The sequence below is a fragment of the Acidisoma sp. L85 genome (assembly GCF_009765865.1).
Classification (GTDB): Bacteria; Pseudomonadota; Alphaproteobacteria; order Acetobacterales; family Acetobacteraceae; genus Acidisoma.
The window spans coordinates 421,651-445,356 of the sequence record NZ_LMUQ01000061.1; the positions used below are offsets into that span (position 1 = coordinate 421,651).

The window sequence follows — 23,706 nt, forward strand, 5'->3', positions numbered from 1 at the left end:
ACAAAAACGCGCCGCCGTCAAAGGCGGCGAGACCTACTTGCCATAGGTTACGGTGAAAGAGGCTTTAGCGATCGTCGCGAAATGCAGGTAGTAGCCCACCTGCGCGCTGGGCGTGTCCCCATTCAGCGGAAGGCTTGGTTCCTTCAAGGCGTGAATCGTGAAGATGTAGTGATGCGGCGCGTCGCCCTCCGGCGGGCAGGGACCGCCATAGCCGGCACTACCGAAATCCGTCCGCGCCTCCACCGACCCCGCGGGCAAGCCGCTCTTTACCGGGTGGCTCGCGCCCTCGGGGATCGACGTCGCGCTGGCGGGAATATTGACCACCGTCCAATGCCACCAGCCGCTGCCGGTCGGCGCATCGGGATCATAAACCGTCAGGGCGAAGCTCTTGGTGCCTTCAGGCGCGCCGGACCAGTGCAACTCAGGAGAGACATTGCCGCCGGTACAGCCAAAGCTCGAGAAGACATGCTTCATCGGGCACTCGGCGCCGTCGGACAAGCTGTTGCTGGCCAGGGTAAATGTCATGCATGGGCTCCGGTAGGTCTGCCCCTACCCTCACGCGGCAGCGCCGAGCCCGTCAAGAGAGCGCGGCGTCAAGGCGCTCGGTGTCGCACCCTTTTCATGTTCGAGCAGCCAGACCTTTCGGACGATGCCGCCGCCATAGCCGGTTGGTGACGCATCAGCGCCGATAACGCGGTGGCAGGGCACCACAATCCCCACGGGATTGGCTCCGTTGGCCATGCCCACGGCACGATAGGCGGAAGGGCGGCCGAGCGTCGCGGCGAGGCGGCCGTAGCTCGTCGTAACACCTGGTGGAATCGTCCGCAGCGCAGTCCAGACCGCGCGCTGAAACGCGGTGCCCGCGGTTTCCACGGCAATGGCATCCAGCGCTGCCAGATCGCCCGCGAAGTAAGCAGCCAGCGGCTCACGAATCGCGGCGGGAGCAACGGCCGTCTCCAGCACTACGGCGCCGTAGTGCTGACGGAGCAGCCTGTGCATCCGCGGCGCATAGTCCTCGAAATCGAGTGCCCGTAGCCGGTTCTCCTCGAACACCAGGAGGATCGTGCCGAGTGGCGAGGCGAAGCGGTCAAGCGACAGCGTCTTCATGAGAAATCCTTTCGGGCGCCGGCGAAAGTCCCAGCGCCACCATCCAGAGGTGTGTTGCGGCATAGGCTCGCCACGGCCGCCATTGCTCCGCGCGCGCCGCCAGAGCCGTCGCGGGCAACCCAATCGCTCGCTGCAAGCCGACATCGCCGACCGGAAAAGCATCGGTCTCGCGCAGAGCGAAAAGCGCGATGCATTGTGCCGTCCACGGGCCGATGCCAGGCACCGCGCAAAGCCGCCGCTGGGCAATGTCCAGCCCGTCCCCGCGCATTAACAAACCGGGCGTCTCGACCACGGCGCGCGCCAGGTTGACGATCGCCGCTCCCCGCGCGCGCGGCATGTTCAGTGCCAGGCTGATGGCATCCGGCGCCACGGCCGCCAGAACGACCGCTGGCGGGAACAGCGCGGTCAAGCCAGCGACCCGCGTTTCGACCAAAGTGCCGAACTCCGTCGCGAGCCACCCCGCCATCCGGCTACCTGCCGCGACACTGACCTGCTGGCCGAGGATCACCCGCACCGCCAGCTCGAAGGGGTCCCAGGCGCCCGGCACCCGCATGCCGGGTCGCAGCACTACCAAGCCCGCCAGCGCCGGGTCCTGCCCAAGCCAGGCATCAATCGGCACGGGGTCGGCACCGAGGTCGAAAATCCGCCGCAGCCGAGCGACAATACGAGGCAGCATCCGCAGCGCGGGAAAGTTGATCCGGGCGCGCAGGCTGGTCGCGTCCTCCTGCCAGACCTCGACCGTGCCGTATTGCCCTTCCACGGCAATTACCCGGGCGTAGCAAGCAGGCGATACCTGCTCGACACCCGGAATCGCATGGGCCGCGAGGAGCGACATCACCCCCGCCCACTCATAGGGCGGACGCAGTGGCAGGCTGAGCACGAGACCCGGCTCCGCCTGCCGTCCCTTGGCGCGGCGCATCTCACTCGGCGGCCGGCCGTAGAGATCGCGGAAGACGGTATTGAACCGGCGCAGACTCCCGAAACCGGCGGCAAGCGCCACCTCGGTGAGCGGCAGATCAGTCTCGGCCACCAATTGCCGTGCCAGCAGGTTTCGCCGCGTTTGCGCCAGCGCCTTCGGGCTCGCCCCAAGGTGGCTTTGAAACAGCCGCCGCAATTGCCGCTCGCCAATGCCGAGCCTGGCGGCCAGACCGGCTTCGTCATTTCCCTCGCCCGTCTCGCCTTCGGCGATCAACACCATTGCTTGCTCGACGAGACGGGCGGAACCGGTCGATAGGGTGGTTTCCGGTGCGCGCTCCGGCCGGCAGCGCAAGCAGGAGCGAAATCCCGCCGCCTCGGCTGCGGCGGCACTACGATAGAAGGTGACATGCGCGGGCTTCGGGGTCGGCGCCGGGCAAATGGGTCGGCAATAGATGCCCGTCGTCCGCACGGCGGTGAAGAACCGGCCATCGAAACGCGCATCGCGCGTGATCAGGGCACGGTAGCAAACCTCGGGATCGAGATGGAGCGCGATTGACATGGCCGGATCATGCCAGCACCCGCCGCCTCACGCTCGCCGTTTTCGGACATGAACGTCTCCGCCCGGCGCCGAGCCTCCGCGTCCTTACACGCCCGGAACTAACGCCCAGCGAGCTGAGCCCGCAACGTCACGACCTCTTCCCGAAGCAAATCCAGGCTGACGCGCTGATAGGTCACCGCCGCATGCCGAGCGAAGCGCGCAAGGATAATGCGCTGATCGTGATTTAGCTCGTTGCCCGCCTGCTGGGGACCATACAAGGCGAGCGCCACCCCATGACCGTCGGCCGCCAGCGGAACCGCCAGTGTCGGTGCCGCAAGTCCCTTTGGCAGTCCCTCGCGCGTATATTCGTCACGGCCGAGGCGCAGCGGTCCTTTCGCGTGCAGACAATCGAGCAGCGGAGAATGCGCGGCCGGATCCAGCTCGCGCAACAGCCCGTCGCTCCAACCATGGGAAGAGGCACGCCGAAACCCCTTTCCCGCCTCGCGGAATACCGCCGCCGAGACCAGCCCGAAGGCTTCCACCGGCACCTCGCTCACCAGCCGGTCTACCTCCTCCAGCGTTATCGCGGCGAGCAACTCGTCATTCGCGCGGCGAAAGCGGCGCTCCGCGAGGAAATAAGCGCGATGCAGCAGATGGTCGGTAATATGGACGATGAGTTCATGCGCCTTGCTCATCACCAGCAAAATTCCCGGCGCGGCGATAAATGCCCATAAAAGCTCGGGAATTTCCAAAACATGCTCGTAGCGAATGAGCGTGTCGTGGACATAGACGATCGGCACGGCGACGACCACGGTGACAGCGGCAAGCGTGGTGCCGCGCCGGATCGGTGTCCAAACGCTTTCGACCCGGCGACGCCAGATGGCGATGCCGACGAACCAGGCGAGCATGCAGTTGAACAGGAACAGCAAACCGATGACCTGGTCACTCGGCTGAGCCTCGCCCCAGATCAGGGTGAGCAAAGTCGTGCTCTCGCTGACCTTGGCGAAAATGAAGGCCGGCAGTCCCAGGGCGCAGCCGGCGGTAACCCAGCGTAGCCGCTGATATTCCGCCGGCGGCATTTCCCACCGCCGCGCGATCAGAATGCCGAGCGCGCCGATATCGATGGCAAGCAGAACAACAAACAACCCATCCGTCAGCCGTTCGGTCTGCAAGCCAAGCACATTGCTGAAGCTGACGAGTTGCCCAAGGGCCAGCGCAATGGCGATGAAAGGCAAGGCGCGTTCCAGCCCCCGCCAGCGAGACGCCGTCTCGTCATGCGGGAAACACAGGATGAGTAGCACGAAGCCGACCACCCCGGCAGCCTGGATCAGCGCGAAGATCACTTCGACGACAAGAACCGCCGGCGGCCAGGCCAGTAGCACCGACAGCAGCCCTACCGCCTGTCCCGGCTGAGACCACAAGGCAAACAGGAAAAATCCCCAGGCGGTGCGGCTCGGCCGCCGCCACACCAGGAAGGCCGCGCCCAGAACGAAAATGAGCGCCAAGATTTGGTCGGCGGCGAGCACGACCATCGCACCAACACCCCAGGGCGGATCAGTCGCCGCCACGGTGACCTCGCGGCTGGCACCATTGACGCCCTGCACCTCCAGGCGGCTCGTCATGCCCGGGGGCACGAAACTCAGACCACCGAGACCTGCCAAGACCGCGAGCGTGTCCCGGCAACGCAACGATCCCGGGTTCCAGCAATTCATGACGTTGAGATCCAGCCGGTCACCCGGTCGCAGCCCGGCGCGCCAGGCCGGCGAATGCTCCTCAGCCGTGAAAGGCGCCACGACATCCAAAACGATGCCGTTATTGTCGGTCGAGAAACCGTAGGAGGCGAGTGGCCAAACCAGCCGGCCGAGATCCGGCAGCAGCGTCAACACGCCCCAAAGGGTGAGAAGAACCAGCAGCACCCGTCCGACACTGCCATGCAGCCAGTTCCGCGCTCTACTCCCCTCGCCTAGGTCCGTCATCGCCCCTCCTTGAAAGGGAGGGGCCGGGGGTGGGTTGGAGGCCGCGTCTCCGCGTTCAAGCGCGCTTACGCAGCAGCAACCGCCCCTCCGCCGCCTGCCAGGCCAGCAGCGCAGGCAGCCCGATCGCCAAATCCCGTGCCCGCCGGGTCAGCGACAGAGCGAGACCGATATCCGCCGGGATGCCGAACACTCCGCAAAGCATGATGTAGCCACCCTCCTGCACGCCTAGCGCATTGGGAATGAAGAAGGCGAAGCTGCGCAAGGCCGCCAAGAGGCTATCAATGATGATGCCGTCCGTGAGGGTTGCATCGGTGCCCATCAGCCGCAGCATGATCCAAGTCTCCAGCCCGGTCACCGCCCAGCAGCCAAGATGCACGATCGCCGCCAGGGCAAGCCTTCCCGGAGCGCTAAAGATAATCCGCAGCTCCACCAGAAGCTCGCCCGCACGATCCGCGCGTCCGCCAAGGAAGGGCAGCCGCTGCACCACGCGCAGCAGCCGCGCCTCGGCCCATGCAGGCGCAGTGCCGAGCACCGCGAGTGCTACGACAACGATCGTACCCATTAGCGCGGCGCCACCCGCCAGCGGCAGGATAAGCCCCTGCCCGCGGTGGGACGCCGCGAGCAGGCCAAGTCCGATCGCCGCGTAGGCGATCTGCATCATCGCCTCGATGGTCACATCGACAATGGTCGAGACGCCGGCGAAAATACCGTCCGCTCCCGCCATCATCAAAGCCCTGGCGCCCAGCACCTGACCGCCGACCTGCGACAGCGGCAGAGCCTCGGAAGCAGCGTCGCGGATCAGCCGCCCCCAGCAGAAGGCCAGGTAGCGCAGCCGTTGCCCCGCACGGTCGAGCAGCCACCAGGCGAGTGCGAGACCCTCGTTGAGCGCCAGGTGGATCGCGAGGATCAGCGCGAACCCCGCCACGCCCAGGCGTTCGAGCCCATGCAGGATGCCGCCGATGCCGACATGGGCCATCAGCAGAGTCAGCAGGACGAGACCCGCGATCAAAGCAGGCAGCAGGAGACGCTTCATGACCCTCGAAGGCGATGCGGATGCCGCCGTCTATCCGGAGAAACGACGCATACCGCAATGCCTGTCTTGCCGATCCATCCCTTTTCGGCGGTGTCTCCTCAACGCACCGCACCCACCAAAGGGCAGCATCATCAAGTCTTTGCCTGTCCTCCATCCAGGGGATTGAGGATGACGCGCCTCAGCCACTCACCTCGCTCGTGTCTTCTGTCCGGCGGCACTTCAGGGCAAATGATTGCCGCCCGTCACGCCATAAACCTCGCCAGTCACGAAGCTCGATTCCTGAGACGCCAGAAGCACATAGACAGAGGCAAGCTCGGCCGGCTGCCCCGGCCGGCCGAGCGGCACCGTCGCCCCAAATTGCGGGATCTTATCCTGCGGCTGGCCGCCCGAAGGCTGTAGCGGCGTCCAGACCGGTCCCGGCGCCACCGCATTCACCCGGATACCCTTCTTGGCCACCTGCTTCGCCAGGGCATGGGTGAAGGCAACGATGGCCGCCTTCGTCGAGGCATAGTCGAGCAGCGACGCTGACGGCTGGTAAGATTGGATTGAGGCCGTGTTGATGATGGTGGCCCCCGGCGGCAGCAGCGGCAGTGCCGCCTTGCATAGCCAAAACATGCTGTAGACGTTGGTCTTAAAGGTCTCGTCGAACTGCTGCGTGGTCAGTTCCTCGATGTTCTCGCAAGCCTGCTGATGGCCGCCGACCAGAGCCAGGATATCGAGCCCGCCCAGCGCCTCATGGGCCTTCGACACCAGCGCCTTGCAGAAAGCTTCATCGGCGATGCTGCCTGGTAGGCACACTGCCTTGCGCCCTGCCGCCTCGATGAGGCCCACGACTTCCCGCGCATCCTCTTCCTCGGATGGAAGGTAGTTCAATACGATGTCCGCACCCTCCCGCGCGAAGGCGATGGCGGCAGCGCGACCGATGCCGGAATCGGCGCCCGTGATCAGTGCCTTACGGCCCGCCAGACGCCCGAACCCCTTGTAGCTGTCCTCGCCGTGGTCTGGCTTGGGGTCCATTTTCTGAGCAAGGCCCGGCACAGGTTGTGGCTGCTTCGGGAAGGGCGGCTGCGGATACTGCTTGGTCGGATCCTGCATCGCATATTGATTCTCGGTCGCCATCATCATCTCCGGTCGCGGTTGGCTTCCGGAAATCGGGCGTGCGATAGGCGAGGCAAGAGTCAGGCGCGGCGCGCCGCAGACAACTCCCCGTGTTGGCGCAAGCCGCTCGCCACCCTACCCCGCGCGGTTCTGCACCAGGTCATCCACCACGGCTGGATCGGCCAGGGTCGAGGTATCGCCCAGCGTCTCGATCTCATTGGCCGCGATCTTGCGGAGAATGCGGCGCATGATCTTGCCGCTGCGGGTCTTCGGCAATCCCGGTGCCCATTGGATGACATCCGGCACCGCAATCGGCCCGATCTGCTTGCGCACCAGCGCGAACAAATCCTTCCGAACGGCATCAGTCGGTTCAATGCCGCGCTTGAGCGTGACATAGGCATAGATGCCCTGCCCCTTCACCTCATGCGGGAATCCAACCACGGCCGATTCCGCCACCCGCTCGTCATTGTCGAGCGCGCTTTCGACCTCGGCCGTTCCCATGCGATGGCCGGAGACATTGATGACGTCATCCACCCGGCCGGTAATCCAGTAATACCCATCCGCATCGCAGCGCGCGCCGTCGCCGGTGAAGTAGAGGCCCTTGTAGGTGCTGAAATAGGTCTGGATGAAGCGCTGGTGGTCGCCATACAGCGTGCGCGCCTGGCCGGGCCAGCTATCGGCGATGCAGAGATAGCCTTCCGCCACCCCTTCCAGCACCTTGCCCTCGCTATCGACGATCACAGGGACAACCCCGGGCAACGGCAGGGTCGCCGAACCGGGTTTGAGCGGCATGCCCGGCACCGGACTGATCAGAATGCCGCCCGTCTCGGTCTGCCACCAGCTATCGACAATCGGGCAACGTTCCTCTCCGACAACGGTGTTGTACCAATGCCAGGCCTCGGGATTGATCGGCTCCCCCACGCTTCCCAGCAGCCACAAACTGCTCCGCGCGCTGCGCTTCACCGGCTCGTCCCCGTCGCGCATCAGTGCGCGGATGGCGGTCGGCGCGGTGTAGAAGATCTCGACCTTGTGGCGATCCACCACCTCCCACATTCGCCCGCTATCCGGATAGGTCGGGACGCCCTCGAACATGACGGTGGTGCCGCCATTCGCGAGCGGGCCGTAGACAATGTACGTGTGGCCGGTGACCCAGCCGACATCCGCGGTGCACCAAAAAATCTCGCCGGGCTTGTAGTCGAAGACGAGTTCATGGGTGAAACTCGCCCAGACCATATAGCCGCCGGTCGTATGCAGCACGCCCTTCGGCTTGCCGGTGCTGCCCGACGTGTAGAGGATGAACAACGGATCCTCGGCGCCCATCTCGACAGGCGCGCAATCGGTCGATGCCTCGGCGAGTGCTGCGGCGTAATCATGGTCCCGTCCTTCCGTCATCGGTACCGAGGCGCCGGTCACCGGCACCACCAGCACCGTCGTGACATCGGAGCAACTGGCGAGCGCCTGATCGACGTTGGCCTTTAGCGGCACGCGCCGCCCGCCGCGCCGGCCCTCATCGGCCGTGATCAACACCGTCGACTTACAGTCCTGAATGCGGCCCGCAAGACTGTCCGGCGAGAAGCCGCCAAAGACCACGGAATGCGCGGCACCAATACGCGCGCATGCCAACATGGACACTGCAGCTTCCACCACCATCGGCAAATAGATCGTGACGCGGTCACCCCGCTTCACGCCATGACCCTTCAAAACATTGGCGAGGCGACACACGCGCTCGTGCAGGTCGCGATAGGTGACACTCTCGGACGTGCCAGGCTCATCGCCTTCCCAGATGATGGCAACTTGATCGCCGCGCGTTGCCAGATGCCGGTCGAGACAGGAAACACTGGCATTCAGCGTCCCATCCTCGAACCACTTGATCGAGACATCGCCGGTGAAACTCGTATTCTTGATCTTGGTGGGCGGCCGCATCCAGGCGATGCGGTCAGTCGCCTCGCGCTTCCAGAAAGCCTCGGGATCAGCCGTCGCCGCCGCGCGCAGCGCCTCGATGCGTTGCGCGCTTTCGGCCAGCCGCGGATGGAGCGGCGTTTTTGGGGCGGTCAGATCGTTGGGCATGCCGTCTCTCCCGAACTAGCGGCCGCAAGGCCGCCGCTGGCCGGATCTCGCGCCCGGCTCGGGCCGGAGCCTCCGAGTCCAAAGCTGCAATGTCAAACGCTTTCGCCGCCCGGAAAGCCGCGAAAGGCGCGGCTCAGACCCGCCCGCTGTGAGCCAGTCGTTGCAGCGATGAGACGATCTCGGAAAATGCCGTCGCGATGCGTTCGCTGTTCGCCCGGCCGCGCAGATAAGCATGCACAAGGCCCTCGCCGGAATGCAGCGTCACATGGATGCCAGCCTCGCGCAGCGCCGCCGCATACTCCGCCGCGTCGTCGCAAAGTGGATCGTGCTGAGCGGGAAATAGTGCCGCCGGCGGAAATCCCGCCACGTCGAGCGAAGCGAGCGGCGCCAGTTCCGGATCGCGCGTCACACTGACATCGCCGCCTGTGTAAAAACCCCGGAAGGAAGAGAGCGCCGCCGCCGTCAGCATTGGCGCATTCTCGTTCGGGCCGCCCTTCGCGCGGCCTGGATCAGGATGCAGCATCGGATAGATCAGCACCTGCGCCCAGGGCATCGGCTTGCCGAGACGCCGCAGCCGATGGCAGAGCGCAACCGCAAGCGTGGCGCCCGCGCTATCCCCAACCAGGATCACCGCCTGGCCGGAATCGATCAAATCATCGTAGGCGGCCTCGGCATCATCGAGCGCCGCCGGATAGACATGCTCAGGGGAGAGCCGGTAGTCGAGCGCCACCACCGCCACCTCGGCGCCCGCGGCCAGATCGGCGCAGACGCTGTCATGGCTGTCGAGGCCGCCAAGCACGAAACCGCCGCCATGAAAGAACAGCGCGACCCGGCCGGGGATCGCATCGGGGGTCGCGTAGCACCGCACGCGCAACTCCCGCGCGGGATTTTGCGCGTGTAAGACCCCGTCCTTGGCTTGCAGCCCGGGCGGATAGGGCCGCGCGAAAGCCTCGGCCGTCCGATCATACCGCGCGCGGATCGTCTCCAGCGAATCGTCGGGCCGCGCATCTTTCGAGAAGCTTTCGCTGCGCTTGATGAAGGCTTGCATCTCCTGGTCCACATCGAATCCGCTCACCCTGCCTGTCCCCCCGCCTCAACTCGCGTCCGTGCTGCCAACCTGGATCTTATAGGCCATTCCCTTCTCAACCTCATCGATGGCTTGCTGGACCAGCTTGAGTGCGGCCTGGATATGGCCTGCCTTGTCCGGCGTCGCGAGGCCAAGCTGCTGGGCCGCGACATTGAGGGCGGTCAGCGCCTTGTCCATATGACCCTGATGGTGCAGCGCACAGCCGGCGAGCAAGGCCCCGGCAAGGCAGGCGCCCGCAAGTCCCGCCAAGCGACCATCAAACCCGGCCGTCCAAACGCGGCTCACTGGCTTACCGCCGAAAGCTCGGCCTTGGCGCTGGCAATTAGCGCGATCGCGGCAGCGGGGTGGCCGCCCTTATTGTCCCTCGTGGCCGCGAGAGCGTCATGGGCGTCATCCAGCGCCTCAAGCGCCTGGGCGACGTGGCTCTCCTCGGCAACCGCTGTCACCCCGAGGCCACCCAAGGTGAACGCCACGAGCATCGCCCCCGCCAGTCTCCACCCGCCCGCTGCCGCCATGCTCTCGACCCCGCCCGATTCCCGAAGCCCGCAGCATAGCGCGACGAACCAATGGCGCCAGCGTCGGATGGCAACGGGATCGAGCCGTTTCTTTACAACTCGGTCGTAATGTTTGTGCGATCTCGCAATGAGTTAAGCGTCTTTAGCCCTTGGAAGAAGCCCAGCCGCCATCATCGGCCGAAATCCTTTGGAACAAGCAACGCATATGACTATCTCAACGACGACAGGCGCTCCTCCGATTGCGAAGGCATCGCACCCGACGGCCGAGACCAAGGACTACAAGGCGGCCTTCTCGGAGATTCTGAAGAAGCACTCCCGCACGCTTTGCAAAGTGGGAGGCGAGCATAAGACGCTTGTTGAGAAGGAAGCCAAAGGCGGCATCTCGCGCTCCGATGCGATCGATGCGCAGTACGTGGTAATGAATGAGGAGCTTGCGCTCACCGACCGGCGTTAGAATCAGGTTAGAAAGCTTGGCAAGACCTACAACTTCTCGCTCGGCGAGCTGGGTCACCTGTTCTAAGGCATTCAACCACACGACACAGAAGATCTTGGACGAGCGCGGGAAGAACATGGCCGACGATTCAAATGCTTAAAAAATTGGCCGGCGGAACAGCGTATCGGGAACCGGCGGCTTAATGACCTCGAGGCCAAATACCTCGGGAGCGCGGGCACCAATGGTGGGGTCGGGCTGGCCAGCATAGCCGACATCGGCGATTTTCGGAGGAAACCCGAGCCGCGCTTCGATGATCCTGATAGCCCGCCACGCATACTTTGAGGCGAAGGGTTGCACTTCTCGGGCACCCGTAGACATGGAGATCTCGGCACGCTGTCGCGGCCGGATTAAACCGCCGCGGCGCGCTCCCGGATCGCCCGGGCCATAGCCGCGATGCCGTTGCCACGGTTGGTCGAAAGTGCCTCGATCAAACCGAGTTCTTTGAGGAACGCAGGATCCGTCGCCAGGATCTCGTCGCGCGGCCGTCCCGAGTAAACCCGCAGCAGCAGCGCGACGAGACCCGACACGATCGCCGCATCCGAAACGCCCGCGAGGAAGAGCGCGCCATCACGCTCCTCGGCTTCCATCCATACGCGGCTCTGGCAGCCTGGTACGCGATGCGCGTCGTTCAGCCATTCGGCAGGGAACGGCGCGAGCTTTTTCCCCAATCCGATGATGTAGCCGTAGCGATCCTCCCAATCGTCGAACAACGCCAACTCCTCGCCGATTTCGGCTATGGCTGCCGCCGCTGTCGGTTCGGAGGCTACGAAGAAAGGGGCATTCGTCATCAGCGAAGTCCCATCCCGTCATGGCACGCGAAGGCGGGGCGGCCACCCACGTGCCATCCACGCCTTGCCTTCGTGGAGTACGGAAGGCGTAGATGCTCGGCCTTCGCCGAGCATGACGGTGTCGTGTCAGCGATCCTCGCCACTACAGAATGAACCGGCTGAGGTCGCCCTTCGCGGCCAGCGGCGCCACGCGGTCGCGCACGTCGGAAGCATCTACCTTCACCGTCTCGCCGCCACGATCCGAGGCCGTGAAGCTGATCTCCTCGAACAGTTTCTCCAGCACAGTGGAAAGCCGGCGTGCGCCGATATTCTCCACCCGGTCGTTGATGTCCGCCGCCAAATCCGCCACCGCGTCAATCGCCGCTTCAGTAATGTCGAGCGTCAGCCGCTCGGTCTGCATCAGCGCGACGTACTGCTTCAGCAGCGAATGCTCCGGCTCGGTCAGGATACGCCGCAAATCACTCCGCGACAGCGGCGCCAGTTCCACGCGGATCGGCAAACGCCCCTGCAATTCCGGCAACAGGTCGGAGGGTTTCGCGACATGAAAGGCACCCGAGGCGATGAACAGGATGTGGTCGGTCTTCACCGGCCCGTATTTCGTCGCGACCGTCGTGCCCTCGATCAGCGGCAGCAGGTCGCGCTGCACACCCTCGCGGCTGACATCGGCCCCCCGGAAGCCGCCTTCCGATCGCGCGCAAATCTTGTCGATCTCGTCGAGGAAGACGATGCCGTTCTGCTCGGCATGGTTCACCGCATCCTTGGTGAGCTGCTCGCTATCCAGCAGCTTATCCGCTTCCTCACGCTCCAGCGCGCGGCGAGCCGCCTCCACCGTCATCTTCTTGGCCTGAGCCTGACGGCCGAACATGCCTTTCATCATCTCGCCGAGATTGATCACCTGGCCAGGTGGCATGCCGGGCATATCCATCTGCCCGATTGGCGCGCCGCCGGTATCGGTCACCGAAACCTCGACTTCCTTCTGCTCGAACTCACCGTTCCGCAGCATGCGGCGGAACTTCGAGCGGGTATCGGCCGCGGCACCCTCGCCGACCAGCGCCGTCACCAGCCGCTCCTCGGCGGCAAGCTCGGCCTTGGCCTGCACGCCCTTGCGGCTGGATTCGCGCAGCATCGTGATGCTGGCTTCCACTAGGTCACGCACGATGCTCTCCACGTCGCGGCCGACATAGCCGACCTCGGTGAATTTCGTGGCCTCGACCTTCAGGAAGGGCGCCTGGGCCAGCTTGGCCAGGCGGCGCGCGATCTCGGTCTTGCCGCAGCCGGTGGGGCCGATCATCAGGATATTCTTCGGCACCACCTCCTCGCGCATGCCCTCCGGCACCTGCTGGCGGCGCCAGCGGTTGCGCAGAGCAATGGCGACGGCGCGTTTCGCGTCATCCTGGCCGACGATATAGCGGTCGAGTTCCGAGACAATCTCCCGGGGAGAATAGGTCGGGGCTTCCATAGGCTAACTCCTAGCGCCGAGGCTGGTCCCGCTCAGCGGCGACCGGCGACGGCCCGAATGGCTTGGTTACTTAGATGGTCTCAACGACGAGGCTATGATTGGTATAGACGCAAATGTCGCCGGCGATCTTCATAGCTCTACGGGCGATCTCCTCGGCCGTAAGATCGGGCACGTCGATCAGTGCACGCGCCGCCGCCAGGGCGTAGTTGCCGCCCGAGCCGATGGCGATGATGCCGTCCTCCGGCTCCAGTACGTCGCCATTGCCGGTGAGGGTATAGGAATGATCGGCATCAGCCACTGTCATCATCGCCTCAAGCCGGCGCAGGTATCGGTCGGTCCGCCAATCCTTGGCAAGCTCCACGCAGGCGCGCTCAAGCTGGTTAGGGAAGCGTTCGAGCTTGGCCTCCAGCCGTTCGAGGAGGGTGAAGGCATCCGCCGTGGCACCGGCAAAGCCGGCAATCACGCTGCCGCCACCGATGCGGCGGACCTTGCGGGCATTGCCCTTGATAACGGTCTGGCCGAGCGTGACCTGGCCATCTCCGGCCATGGCCACCTGGGGGCCTTTCCGGACGCAGAGGATCGTCGTGCCATGCCAGCCGACGGGGTCGTAGGGGTTTTGCAGGGTCTGGGACATGCGAGGCAGATGGGGCCACTCACGTTTCCGTGCAAGACAGCGAGCGGGCAGCGGCCATGCAGCAGGCTGCGGTCGACAGTGCGCGACCGCGGGGACTCCACCTAGCCGCGACGGCCGAACAGCGTCTCGATCTCTCCGCGACTCAGCTTCAGAAAAGTCGGCCTTCCATGGCTACAGGTGGCGGCACGGGGGACCCGCTCCATCTCGCGGAGCAATGCATTCATCTCGGCCTGGTTCATCCGCCGGCCGGCACGGATGCTGCCATGGCAGGCCATACGCGCGATCACCGCATCCAGCCGCTGGTCCAGCGCCGTGCTCTCTTCGGTTTCCGCGAGCTCGTCGGCAATGTCGCGCAGCAGTGGCGTCGGATCGGCGGTGCCCAGAACGGCGGGCAAAGCCCGGACCATGATCGCGCCGGGACCAAACCCCTCGATCTCCAGGCCCAGCCGGGCGAGTGCCGTGGCTTCCGCCAGCAGCCGCGAGACATCGGGAGGCGGCAGATCGACCACGGCGGGAAGCAGCAGCGGCTGGGACGACGGACCGCCGCCCTCCATCACCGAGGCGCGCAACGCCTCATGCGTCAGCCGTTCATGCGCCGCGTGCTGATCTACCAGGATCAGCGTCCCATCCGTCGCAACGGCGATGACATAGGTATCGAGCACCTGAGCCACTGCCGCACCCAAGGGGTGCTCCGCGACAAAGCTCGGTTCCGTCGATGGCACTGCCCGGGCGTATGGCGCGGCTGCGAGCGGCAACTGCGCCTCGGCCAAGAACGAATCGAATGGGCGCGACGCAACTTGGGTCTCAGCCTGAACCGAAGCGGGGCCAAAATATGCCGGCGCTGGCACCACATTCGACCGGCGATAGGCCATGTGGATTCCGGCCCGCCGGGGCTGGGAAAAGACCGAGGCCGGCCGCGCCAGGGACTGTCGCAGCGCCGAGATCATCAGCCCGCGCACCGCCGCGCCATCCCGAAAGCGCAGTTCGGTCTTTGCCGGATGAACATTCACATCCACAGCCGCTGCCGGTAGATCGAGCCACAGCCCCGCCACCGGAAAGCGCCCGCGCGGAATCACTTCCTGATAGGCGACTCGCAAAGCCGTGCGGAGTAGCGGATCCGTCACAGGGCGCCCATTGACGACGAGGAACTGCGCTCCGCCTGTAGCCCGATGTGTCGCCGCAGCTCCGGCGAAACCCACCAGCGTTACCACGTCCCGTTCGCCATCGACGCTGACCAGCGTCTCGGCCTCCTCCTTCGCCAGCAGAGCCGCCAGCCGCCCGCGTCGATCGGATGCCGGCAAATCCAGCACCACCCGGCCTTCATTCTCCAACCGGAAAGCCACCGCGGGCGCCGCCAGCGCCAGCCGGCTGACCGCCGCCTGGACATGATCCATCTCGATTCGCGCCGAGCGCAGGAAGGCCCGCCGCGCCGGGGTGGCGAAGAACAGGTCGCTCACCACCACCCGCGTTCCCTGCGTGCCCGCCGCCGGCGCTACCTCCGCCACGGCACCGCCCTCGACCCGGATAGTGAAGGCGCTCTCCGCCCCCGCCACGCGGCTGGTGACGGCAAGCCGCGCCGCCGCCCCAATCGAGGGCAGCGCCTCGCCGCGAAAACCGAGCGTCGCGATATGCACCAGGTCACCTGCCTCAGTGAGCTTGCTCGTGGCGTGGCGCTGGATGGCGAGGGCCAGATCTCCCGCCGTCATGCCATGGCCGTCATCCGAAACCTCGATCCGCCGGATGCCGCCTTCCTCCAGCGCCACGGCGATCCGAGTCGCCCCGGCATCGAGCGCGTTTTCCACCAGCTCCTTCACCGCTGCGGCCGGCCGCTCAACCACCTCGCCAGCAGCGATGCGGTCGATGACGTGGTCAGGCAGAAGGCGAATCATGGCCATGAGCGCCTGAGTGGCGCTTTCACCGAGGCACCGCAAGCGTCACGATGCTCATTGCGTGGGGATGCGTTCTGCTAGGCGACGCGTCGTGACCGCCAAGACAAGATCTAGGGCGAGTCCAAGCCCAACAGCGATCGCGCCCAAGGCGAATAGCAGGCGGTAGTCCCCGCCGGTACGTGAGAAAAGAAACGAAAACCCATAGGCGGCCGCTGCCTGGCAGATCGCATAGCTCGTGGTAACCGTGCTCCAGGCGTGCTGTTGCCGGGCGAGCTCGTGCGGGAACAGCTCATGGACCCTTCCGAACACCAGCGGCACGATGCCCGGCGTCAAGGCGCCCATGGCGATGCAGGAGACGGCCAGGGGGATGGTGCCGCTGGTAAAGGCCGGCACGGCAATTGCTGCGCACTGAACAAAATAGGCGAGACGCAAAGCGGGGCCAAACCCTGTTCGATCCGCCAGATGACCGGTCAGGAGCGGTCCCGCCATTGCGCCGATGCCATATAGAACCCAGTAGCGCGCCCCGGAATCCAATCCCCGATGCAGGCCGCGCACGATGAAATCCACCAGGAAGATCATCGGCGGCACGAGCGCCACGGCGTTCAGCCCGTATTCGACCACCAGACCACGGATTAGTAACGGCGAAACCGCACGCCCTTCACGGCTAACGAGATGAAGCGCCCGCGTCGTCCCCGTCGGCGGCCAGCTATGCCAACTCATGAGGGTAAGCAGGCCCGACAACACTCCAAGCCCGCACCACGTCTCCGTCAGCCCGCCTCTCAGCAATAGCGGCACAAGCGTGCCGGACGCCGCGATGCCGAGCCCGACACCTGTGAATATCGTTCCACTCACGAGCCCCCGCTTCCCCGGGGGCGTATGAGGAAGAATGGCCGAGGCGGCCAGAACCATGATCACGCCGCCAGTCAATCCCGCGACCAATCGCCAGCAGAAATACCAGGCGAGCGACAGCGGCAACGCGCAGGCGAAGAAAGCGAGAGTCGCGAAGACCATCGCCGCGCGCAGCAGCATTGTCACGGGAAGCCGCGCGGCCAATCGCCTCGCCAGCAGGGCACCGGCCAAATAGCCAGCGAGATTTGCCGCGCCGAGATAGAGAACGTCGGAAGGCGCGAACCAGTGTGCCTCGATCAACGGCGGGATTAGCGGGGTATAAGCGAAGCGACCCAGACCGATGCCAACAAGGCATGCGCAAAGCCCCGCCATTGTCGCACGCCAGGCGCTCACGCTGGATCCGGACACCGCGCGATTCACCACGAGGCGCGGCAGATCACCCGGCCCCAAGCCGCCATCGCGCAAATCACCTTCGGCTGCGGATCACCAATGCCCCGCATTCTGCCCGCCATCGACATGGATGGTCTCACCTGTCACGAAAAGCGCGGATTCGAGGTAAAGCACGGCATCGACCACCTCGCTGATCTCGGCCATCCTGTGCATCGGATGCAGCTTCGCCAGCGCCTCATAGGTTTCAGCGGAATGCATAGGCGTCTTGGTGATCCCCGGTGCAACCGCATTCACACGCACACCGCGATCCGCAAATTCGATCGCGAGTCCACGCGTGACAGTCGCGAGCCCGCCTTTCGTCAGAGACGCCAGCGCCCCCGGCACCTCCTTGAGCGGCTGGCCGACCATGCTGGCCGTAATCTGTACGATATGCCCGGACTTCTGCTTCAGCATCTGCGCCGCCGCGCGCTGCGTGATATGAAAGAACCCGGCGACATTCACCGCGATCGCCGCGACAAAATCGGTTTCCGTATATTCAATGAATGGTTTGCTGAGGAAGATGCCAGCATTGTTGATCAAGCTATCGATGCGTCCGAATCGCTCCAAAGCCGCCGCGGCAACACGATCCGCCGTCGCGGAACTCCCGATATCGCCGTCAACGGTCACGATGCCCGCATCACCTGCGGCAAATGCGGGCGTAATCGCACGCGAATTCGCGACAACGCCATACCCTCGCGCTCGATAAGCCGCCACTAAACCAGCGCCAATACCCTGCGACGCACCCGTAACGATGACAACCTTCTGTTCTGCTTGCATGACGCCACTTCCACCAATATGATTTCGGAAAGACTCGAAGTTCCTAGAGAGACCAGAGGAGGCGGAAAGCTGGCCCGCTTATACCGGCTAGCTCAGCCATGTTCAATCTCACCACGCGCTGCGATATTGTAACGACTGAGTTGCGGTCCCCCTGTCTCATGGCAAATCACCATGTTTGATTTCGGACGGCGAAGCGCGCTCGCCGCGGGAGCGAGCATGATGCTCCTACTCTCAACCAAGGCTCGGAGCGAAATGAAATCCGCCGCTGCCGCGTTCACCGGCATCACATACAAAAGCCGGATCATCGACGGCCACTCGATCTTCTATCGAGAGGCAGGAAACCCCGGCGCACCGGCGATCATTCTCCTGCACGGCTTCCCATCGTCTTCCCGTATGTGGGAGCGGCTCATGCCATCCCTCGCCCAGCGTTACCACGTGATCGCGCCCGACTATATCGGCTTCGGCTGGAGCGACGCACCAGCGCCGGTGAAGTTCGACTATACCTTCGATAATCTTGCCAAGATCGTTGGTGGACTCACGGAGGAACTCAACCTCGGCCGCTACGTGCTTGTGTTGCAAGACTATGGCGGTCCGGTTGGTTTCCGCTTGGCACTTGCCCATCCGGAGCGGGTGAGAGCGCTCATCGTGCAGAATGCCGCCTCCTATGACGAGGCGCTCGGCCCGCTTTGGGACGCGCGCAAAGCTTATTGGGCCGATCCCGCGGCGCATGTCGAGAAGCTGAAGGCCAATTTCCTCTCCCTCGACGCAACGCGATTTAGGCATATTGGAAAGTCGCCTCATCCGGAGCGTTATGATCCGGACACCTGGGCGGATGAATTCGCCTTTCTTTCCCGGCCGGGCCAGGCGGATATCCAGGTGGCCTTGTTCTACGATTACAGAACGAACGTGGCAGCCTATCCGGCTTGGCAAGCGTGGCTGCGCGAATATAAGCCGCCTCTGCTGGTCACCTGGGGCCGCTACGATCCGTCATTCGAACTTGCGGGCGCCGGTGCCTTCAAACGCGATGTTCCGGAGGCTGAGATAAACATTCTCGAAGCCGGCCATTTCCCCATGGATGAAGCACCCGCCGAAGTAACAAGGCTCACAGGCGCGTTCCTGGATAAGCTTAAAACCGATTAGCGTCTCAAGCGCGTTTTGAGGTGCGGCGCGCGCGAAGTTCAGGAACGTCCCGCGCAATACCCATCTCGGAAACCTGCAACCAGTCGCGGGCCAGGTGTTCGCCCTCCGATTTCCAGAAGTCCCGGTCGGCCTTCAGCAATCGCTGCGCCGCACCCTCCAGATGCACCTTCACCGCAGCGCGCGCTTCGTCCGGCGACGCCGCCTCGATCGCCTCGTAGATTTGCCGGTGCTCCTTCACCACTGACGCAGCGAAATCCTCACGCCGAGCCTCATTCGCGCGTGTCACCCGAATAGCTGACCGCATAGGCCCGGCGAACATCTGCACAAATTGTCCCCAATAGGCATTCGACGTTGCACGGCCGATGGCGAGGTGAAATTCCAGATCCTCCTGCACCCCATCGCCCCCTTCGCGCATCCGGTCCTCGATCGCGAACAACGCTTTCCTGATCGCGCGGCACTGCGAGGCAGTACGGCGCTCCGCCGCGAGTCCCGCCATCTCGGCCTCTATCGCGCGCCGCACCTCGAGGAAACCGAGCAGCCCCTTGATTGACTGCGGCACCGAAAGCGACCGGTCGCTGCCCAATGTAACCGCGAGCACGGTAGCGGCGCGGCCCTGGCTCGTACGAAGCAAACCCTCCGACTTCAACCGGGCCACCGCCTCCCGCACAACCGTGCGGCTGACCTGGTATTGCGTCGCGATCATCTGCTCCGAGGGCAGCTGTGCGCCGACCTGCAGTTCGCCCCCCAGGATCCGCGCCCGCAGCGCCTCGGCCAGCTGATCGGAGCGACTTTGGTGCAACATGCGGCAACTCCGCCCTGCCGGTGAGTGTAACCTGAAAGGGCTTGCATCGCCCTGTGGAGGCGGTAGCTTATCATACAACTTAAGGCCGATCCGGTACAAAAACCAGCCCCGGCAGCGCTCGCCTGGCTTAATTCCGGCGGATGCAGCGAAGGTGCCGGCGGCGACGATGAATGCTAATGACATTGCCAAAGGGAGAAACAAAAAATGTCCAAGATCACTGACCTCACCATGAACCGTCGCGGTCTGCTCAAGCTCACCGCACCCGCCATGCTCGCCGCTATGGCGCCTGCCGCCTGGGCCGCCGGAGGAAAGCGTTTCGCCTATCTGACGCCTGGCCTCGATCTCCCTTTCTGGCGCTATCTCGCCAAAGGCGTTGACGACACCGTAAAGGCGGCGGGCGGCACGAACACGACCTATGACAGCCATAACAGCGCGCAGACGCAGTTGCAGAACGCCCAGGATGTCATCTCGCGCGGCGTGGACGGCATCATCATCTCGCCCACCGACAGCTCCACCGCCCCCGCCGTTATCGCCGCCGCCGAGCGCGCGAAGATCCCGGTTGTGATCGCCGATATCGGCACAACCAGCGGCGACTATGTTTCCTTCGTCACCTCCAATAACGGGCAAGGCGCTTACGAAACGGGCCAGGCGCTCGCCAAGGCGATCAAGGCGAAGGGCTGGCAAAACGGCACCTTCGGGCTGGTCACCATCTCGCTCGCCCGCAAGAACGGCCAGCTCCGCACCGCAGGCTTCCGCCGCGCCATGGCGGAGATCGGCATGAAGGAAGCGCAGCTTTCGCAAATGCAGACCTACACCGCGGACGAGACCTTCCGTTTCACGCAGGATATGCTGACAGCCCATCCCGACATGCGCGCGCTTTTTGTCGAAACGGATGACCCCGCGCTCGGCGCCGCGCGCGCAATCAAGGCTGGCCGCCGTGAAGGCGAAATCCTGCTCGCCGCTTTCGATGGTGTGCCCGCCTTCGTGCCAATGTTGGAGAGTGGTGAGATCACTGTCGCCGGAATGCAGCAGCCTTATCTGATAGGCGTTACCTGTTGCCAGGCGATGCTCGACCATCTCGCCGGCAAGACGCCCGAGAAGAATGTTCTTTTGCCGGTGGAAATCGTGACCTCGCAAAACGTCAAGCAACTGCTGCCGGAAATCACCCGCACCGTCTTCGCGAACAACATGGGTTGAGCGAGCGACGCGGAGAAACCAATGGCGCTTCTTGAATTGTCTGGCGTCAGCAAGCGCTTTGGCTCGACCCAAGCGCTATCGGATGCGAGCTTCAGCCTGGCGGCAGGAGAAGTGCATGGCTTGTGCGGCGCCAATGGCGCCGGCAAGTCAACTTTGTCGCGCGTCATCTCAGGTCACGTCCAGCCCGATCAGAGCCGGTTCGTGCTGGATGGTCAGGAGCGTCACTTCACCAGTTCGCGCGATGCGCTGCGTGCTGGCATCTGCATGGTCACGCAGGAAACCACGCTGGCGCCCGATCTTTCGGTTCTCGAGAACATCATGCTACCACGCCTCGGCATGCCCGGGGCGCTCAACTGGCGTCGTCTGCGAGAAGAAGCGGCGCAGCTTGTCGCCGGGCTCGGCGGCGACATTCAACTAACCCTGGATGAAACCGTCGGCACGCTCAGCATCGGCCAGCGGCAGATGGTCGAGATCCTGAAGGCTTTGGCGCTCGATAGCCGCATCATCATCTTCGACGAGCCCACCGCCTCGCTCTCGCCATTCGAAAGCGAAATCCTGTTCGGCATCATGCGTGACCTTACCGCGCGCGGACATGGCCTCATCTTCGTCTCCCATCGGCTGGAGGAGATCTTCGGCGTCTGTGATCGCATCACCGTGTTGCGCGAGGGACGGCTCGTCGCCTCCGGCGCTACCACCGCCAGCATGACCGGCGGCGAATTGGTTCGCTTGATGATCGGCCGCGAACTGGCTGATGTCTTCGCGCGTGGCGATGATCCGCCCGCTGAGCCGTTGCGAACCGGCAAACCCGTGTTGCGCGTCCGCAATCTCGCATCTTCGCCGCTCGTGCGCGATGTTTCCTTTGAACTCCATGCGGGCGAAATCCTCGGTCTTGCCGGGCTCATCGGCGCCGGCCGGTCGGAAACACTCGAAACCATCTTCGGCCTCCGCAAAGCGACGGGTGGAAAAGTCGAACTCGAGGGCGACGCGTTCTCTCCCCGTCGTCCAGTGGACGCGATCCGCGCGGGTGTCGCTCTGGTGCCGGAAGATCGTCGCCACCAAAGCATCGTTCCCGATCTTTCGGTGCGTGAGAATCTGCTGCTGGCCCATCTCGGTGACCATCGCGGTTTCGGCCGCGGCTATGCGGCGCGCAAAACGGAGGCGGAGCGGCTGCTGGATCTTCTCGGGCTGCCGCCTGATCGCCTTTGGGATCCGGATCTGCTGAATTTCAGCGGCGGCATGCAGCAGAAAATCATTCTCGCGCGCTGGCTGCTTCTCAAGCCGCGCGTTCTCATGCTGGACGAGCCGACGCGCGGCGTGGATATCGGCACGCGCAGCAGCATCTACGCGCTGCTGCGGCGGATCGCGGCGGAAGGCGTCGCCGTTCTCGTCGTGTCGTCGGATTTTGAGGAAGTGATCGGCATTTCGGATCGCATCGTGGTGATGAGCGACGGCGTGTCTGTGGCCGAATTCCCGAGCCGTCTCGTCAGCATCGAGAGTCTGGCGATGTTCGCCGCCCCGCGCAGCTCTGCAAAACGAACCCACGCGGTTCTGGAAGAACTCGTTGCGGCTCATGGCGGTGTCGCCTGCTGGGTCGGCATAGAGCAGGACCGCCTGTTTTGTTTCGATCGTGCCGGAAGCGAGACCCGCGCCGACCCCGGCATCGCCGCCGGGCAGATCCATGACGTCTCCACTCTCGCCATGGCGCTGGCCCTCACGGCGCGCGCCCCAGGCTTCGTCACCGACACGGACGCCAAGCAGACGCTGGCAATCGCGATCATGGGCCGCCGCGGCCACGAACTTGGTCTCGTTAGCCTGACGCTGCCCGCCGGAAACCCTTTGCCGGACGCCGAAACCCTGACGCGGCAGGTACAGGATAGGCTTGCCGCCAAGGGCTCGCTCGCTTTGGGGAAGGCTGCATGACGGAGGAGATCGTGCCTGCCGCCCCGCCACGCCACGGAGTGCTGAAACTCTTCGCGACCCAGATCGAGCTTCGCATGCTGCTGCTGACCCTCGCGGTCATGCTCGTTCTGGCCATAAGCTCGCCCTACTTCCGCACGCTCAACAATCTCCTCAACGCGATGGACCAATCCGTCGTCGTCGGGCTCGTAGCGCTGGGGCAGACCCTGGTGATTCTGATCGGCGGCATCGATCTCGCGGTCGGCTCGCTGGTTGGCGTGACCGGTATCGTTCTCGGCCTCTGCTTCCCGAGCCTGGGCCTCTATGGCGCTGTGGCCGCCTGCCTCGTGACCGGCGCGGTGGCCGGCACGATCAGCGGCGCCATCACAACCTTCGGCCGCGTCGCACCTTTCGTCGTCACGCTAGGGATGATGTCGATCGGCCGCAGCCTCGCTTACGTCCTCAGTGGCGCCACCTCGATCAGCGCCATCCCGCCTGCGCTGGGCGACCTGTCGAGCCTCACCATCTTCGGTGTGCCGCTTAACTTCACCCTGCTCATCATCGTCTATCTGCTGGCCTGGTGGTTCCTCAGCCGCGCCAAGGGCGGCCGAACACTCTATGCCATCGGTTCAAACAACGCCGCCGCGCGGGTCGCCGGCCTCTCCATCTCGATCTGGAGTGTGCTGGCCTATACGATATCGGGCCTGATGGCGGCGGTCTCGGCGATCTTTCTGACCTCGCGTGTGCTGTCGATCGACCCGCTCGCCGGAACCGGCCTCGAACTCGATTCCATCGCTGCCGTGGTGATCGGCGGCGCCAGCCTGTTCGGCGGGCGCGGCTCCATCATCGGCACGCTGTTCGGCGTGTTCATCATGGTGTTCATCCGTAACGGCCTCAACCTCCTTGGCGTCTCGCCCTATTGGCAGGGCACCGCGATCGGCTCGATCATCATCGCCGCCGTGCTGCTAGAGCGGATCGTAAGCAGCCGTGCGCGCCGTTGAGCTTTGCACGTCG

General features: G+C 64.4%; 23 protein-coding genes. 5 read left to right on the forward strand and 18 right to left on the reverse strand.

The window, feature by feature from the left end; genetic code table 11:
* Window positions 1-33: 33 nt before the first annotated feature.
* The 10 genes from GSQ83_RS20380 to GSQ83_RS20425 form a co-directional block, all read right to left on the reverse strand.
* Entirely contained in the window at window positions 34-525 is a 492-nt protein-coding gene (locus tag GSQ83_RS20380) for a YbhB/YbcL family Raf kinase inhibitor-like protein (RefSeq protein ID WP_158804692.1), read from the reverse strand.
* Between the two features lie 30 nt (window positions 526-555).
* A complete protein-coding gene (locus GSQ83_RS20385; RefSeq protein WP_158804693.1) occupies window positions 556-1,107 on the reverse strand; it encodes a methylated-DNA--[protein]-cysteine S-methyltransferase in 552 nt (183 codons plus the stop codon).
* Window positions 1,088-2,584, reverse strand: a complete 1,497-nt coding sequence (locus GSQ83_RS20390; protein ID WP_158804694.1) for a DNA-3-methyladenine glycosylase 2 family protein — start codon at window positions 2,582-2,584, stop codon at window positions 1,088-1,090. Before GSQ83_RS20390 ends, GSQ83_RS20385 begins: the two co-directional genes overlap by 20 nt.
* A 98-nt stretch (window positions 2,585-2,682) precedes the next feature.
* On the reverse strand, window positions 2,683-4,539 hold the full coding sequence (locus tag GSQ83_RS20395) for a hypothetical protein (protein ID WP_158804695.1): 1,857 nt from the start codon (window positions 4,537-4,539) through the stop codon (window positions 2,683-2,685).
* Between the two features lie 55 nt (window positions 4,540-4,594).
* Window positions 4,595-5,572, reverse strand: coding sequence for a lysylphosphatidylglycerol synthase domain-containing protein (locus GSQ83_RS20400; protein WP_158804696.1), 978 nt, complete (start codon window positions 5,570-5,572; stop codon window positions 4,595-4,597).
* 219 nt (window positions 5,573-5,791) lie between these two features.
* The gene (locus tag GSQ83_RS20405; protein WP_216850421.1) at window positions 5,792-6,694 is read right to left on the reverse strand and encodes an SDR family oxidoreductase; all 903 of its coding nucleotides are present in this window, start codon (window positions 6,692-6,694) and stop codon (window positions 5,792-5,794) included.
* Window positions 6,695-6,805: 111 nt separating this feature from the next.
* Window positions 6,806-8,737 carry an acetate--CoA ligase gene (gene acs / locus GSQ83_RS20410; protein WP_174246698.1) on the reverse strand — a complete coding sequence of 644 codons (1,932 nt, stop codon included), beginning with the start codon at window positions 8,735-8,737 and terminating at the stop codon, window positions 6,806-6,808.
* Window positions 8,738-8,870: 133 nt separating this feature from the next.
* The gene (locus tag GSQ83_RS20415; RefSeq protein WP_158804697.1) at window positions 8,871-9,812 is read right to left on the reverse strand and encodes an alpha/beta hydrolase; all 942 of its coding nucleotides are present in this window, start codon (window positions 9,810-9,812) and stop codon (window positions 8,871-8,873) included.
* 18 nt (window positions 9,813-9,830) lie between these two features.
* Window positions 9,831-10,109 carry a hypothetical protein gene (locus GSQ83_RS20420; RefSeq protein WP_158804698.1) on the reverse strand — a complete coding sequence of 93 codons (279 nt, stop codon included), beginning with the start codon at window positions 10,107-10,109 and terminating at the stop codon, window positions 9,831-9,833.
* The gene (locus GSQ83_RS20425; protein ID WP_158804699.1) at window positions 10,106-10,339 is read right to left on the reverse strand and encodes a hypothetical protein; all 234 of its coding nucleotides are present in this window, start codon (window positions 10,337-10,339) and stop codon (window positions 10,106-10,108) included. Before GSQ83_RS20425 ends, GSQ83_RS20420 begins: the two co-directional genes overlap by 4 nt.
* Window positions 10,340-10,544: 205 nt before the next feature.
* Here GSQ83_RS20425 and GSQ83_RS20430 point away from each other — a divergent pair, with 205 nt between their 5' ends.
* On the forward strand, window positions 10,545-10,793 hold the full coding sequence (locus GSQ83_RS20430; RefSeq protein WP_158804700.1) for a hypothetical protein: 249 nt from the start codon (window positions 10,545-10,547) through the stop codon (window positions 10,791-10,793).
* 135 nt (window positions 10,794-10,928) lie between these two features.
* Here GSQ83_RS20430 and GSQ83_RS20435 read toward each other — a convergent pair whose 3' ends face one another.
* The 7 genes from GSQ83_RS20435 to GSQ83_RS20465 all read right to left on the reverse strand — a co-directional run bounded on the left by GSQ83_RS20435 (window position 10,929) and on the right by GSQ83_RS20465 (window position 17,657).
* Window positions 10,929-11,150 carry a hypothetical protein gene (locus GSQ83_RS20435; protein ID WP_158804701.1) on the reverse strand — a complete coding sequence of 74 codons (222 nt, stop codon included), beginning with the start codon at window positions 11,148-11,150 and terminating at the stop codon, window positions 10,929-10,931.
* Between the two features lie 29 nt (window positions 11,151-11,179).
* The gene (locus GSQ83_RS20440) at window positions 11,180-11,620 is read right to left on the reverse strand and encodes a SufE family protein (RefSeq protein WP_158804702.1); all 441 of its coding nucleotides are present in this window, start codon (window positions 11,618-11,620) and stop codon (window positions 11,180-11,182) included.
* Window positions 11,621-11,762: 142 nt separating this feature from the next.
* Window positions 11,763-13,079: an ATP-dependent protease ATPase subunit HslU gene (gene hslU, locus GSQ83_RS20445; RefSeq protein WP_158804703.1), complete on the reverse strand. Its 1,317-nt coding sequence runs from the start codon at window positions 13,077-13,079 to the stop codon at window positions 11,763-11,765.
* Between the two features lie 70 nt (window positions 13,080-13,149).
* On the reverse strand, window positions 13,150-13,713 hold the full coding sequence (hslV, locus tag GSQ83_RS20450) for an ATP-dependent protease subunit HslV (RefSeq protein ID WP_174246699.1): 564 nt from the start codon (window positions 13,711-13,713) through the stop codon (window positions 13,150-13,152).
* Window positions 13,714-13,814: 101 nt separating this feature from the next.
* Window positions 13,815-15,602, reverse strand: coding sequence for a DNA mismatch repair endonuclease MutL (mutL, locus tag GSQ83_RS20455; protein WP_158804704.1), 1,788 nt, complete (start codon window positions 15,600-15,602; stop codon window positions 13,815-13,817).
* Between the two features lie 54 nt (window positions 15,603-15,656).
* Window positions 15,657-16,844, reverse strand: coding sequence for a YbfB/YjiJ family MFS transporter (locus GSQ83_RS20460; protein WP_254065806.1), 1,188 nt, complete (start codon window positions 16,842-16,844; stop codon window positions 15,657-15,659).
* Between the two features lie 90 nt (window positions 16,845-16,934).
* The gene (locus GSQ83_RS20465; RefSeq protein WP_158804705.1) at window positions 16,935-17,657 is read right to left on the reverse strand and encodes an SDR family NAD(P)-dependent oxidoreductase; all 723 of its coding nucleotides are present in this window, start codon (window positions 17,655-17,657) and stop codon (window positions 16,935-16,937) included.
* Between the two features lie 252 nt (window positions 17,658-17,909).
* Here GSQ83_RS20465 and GSQ83_RS20470 point away from each other — a divergent pair, with 252 nt between their 5' ends.
* A complete protein-coding gene (locus GSQ83_RS20470; protein WP_158804706.1) occupies window positions 17,910-18,797 on the forward strand; it encodes an alpha/beta fold hydrolase in 888 nt (295 codons plus the stop codon).
* Between the two features lie 4 nt (window positions 18,798-18,801).
* On the opposite strand, the gene GSQ83_RS20475 is transcribed toward GSQ83_RS20470, so the two are convergent.
* Window positions 18,802-19,599 carry a FadR/GntR family transcriptional regulator gene (locus GSQ83_RS20475; protein WP_158804707.1) on the reverse strand — a complete coding sequence of 266 codons (798 nt, stop codon included), beginning with the start codon at window positions 19,597-19,599 and terminating at the stop codon, window positions 18,802-18,804.
* Between the two features lie 204 nt (window positions 19,600-19,803).
* Between GSQ83_RS20475 and GSQ83_RS20480 the strand changes: the two genes are divergently transcribed.
* From GSQ83_RS20480 to GSQ83_RS20490, 3 genes are read left to right on the forward strand one after another with little or no spacing between them, the layout of a single operon-like run.
* Window positions 19,804-20,796 (forward strand): substrate-binding domain-containing protein, encoded by a 993-nt coding sequence (locus GSQ83_RS20480; RefSeq protein ID WP_216850384.1) that lies wholly within the window; start codon window positions 19,804-19,806, stop codon window positions 20,794-20,796.
* Window positions 20,797-20,817: 21 nt separating this feature from the next.
* Window positions 20,818-22,716 carry a sugar ABC transporter ATP-binding protein gene (locus tag GSQ83_RS20485; RefSeq protein ID WP_158804708.1) on the forward strand — a complete coding sequence of 633 codons (1,899 nt, stop codon included), beginning with the start codon at window positions 20,818-20,820 and terminating at the stop codon, window positions 22,714-22,716.
* A complete protein-coding gene (locus GSQ83_RS20490) occupies window positions 22,713-23,693 on the forward strand; it encodes an ABC transporter permease (protein ID WP_158804709.1) in 981 nt (326 codons plus the stop codon). The genes GSQ83_RS20485 and GSQ83_RS20490 overlap by 4 nt, the downstream gene beginning before the upstream one ends.
* Window positions 23,694-23,706: the final 13 nt, after the last annotated feature.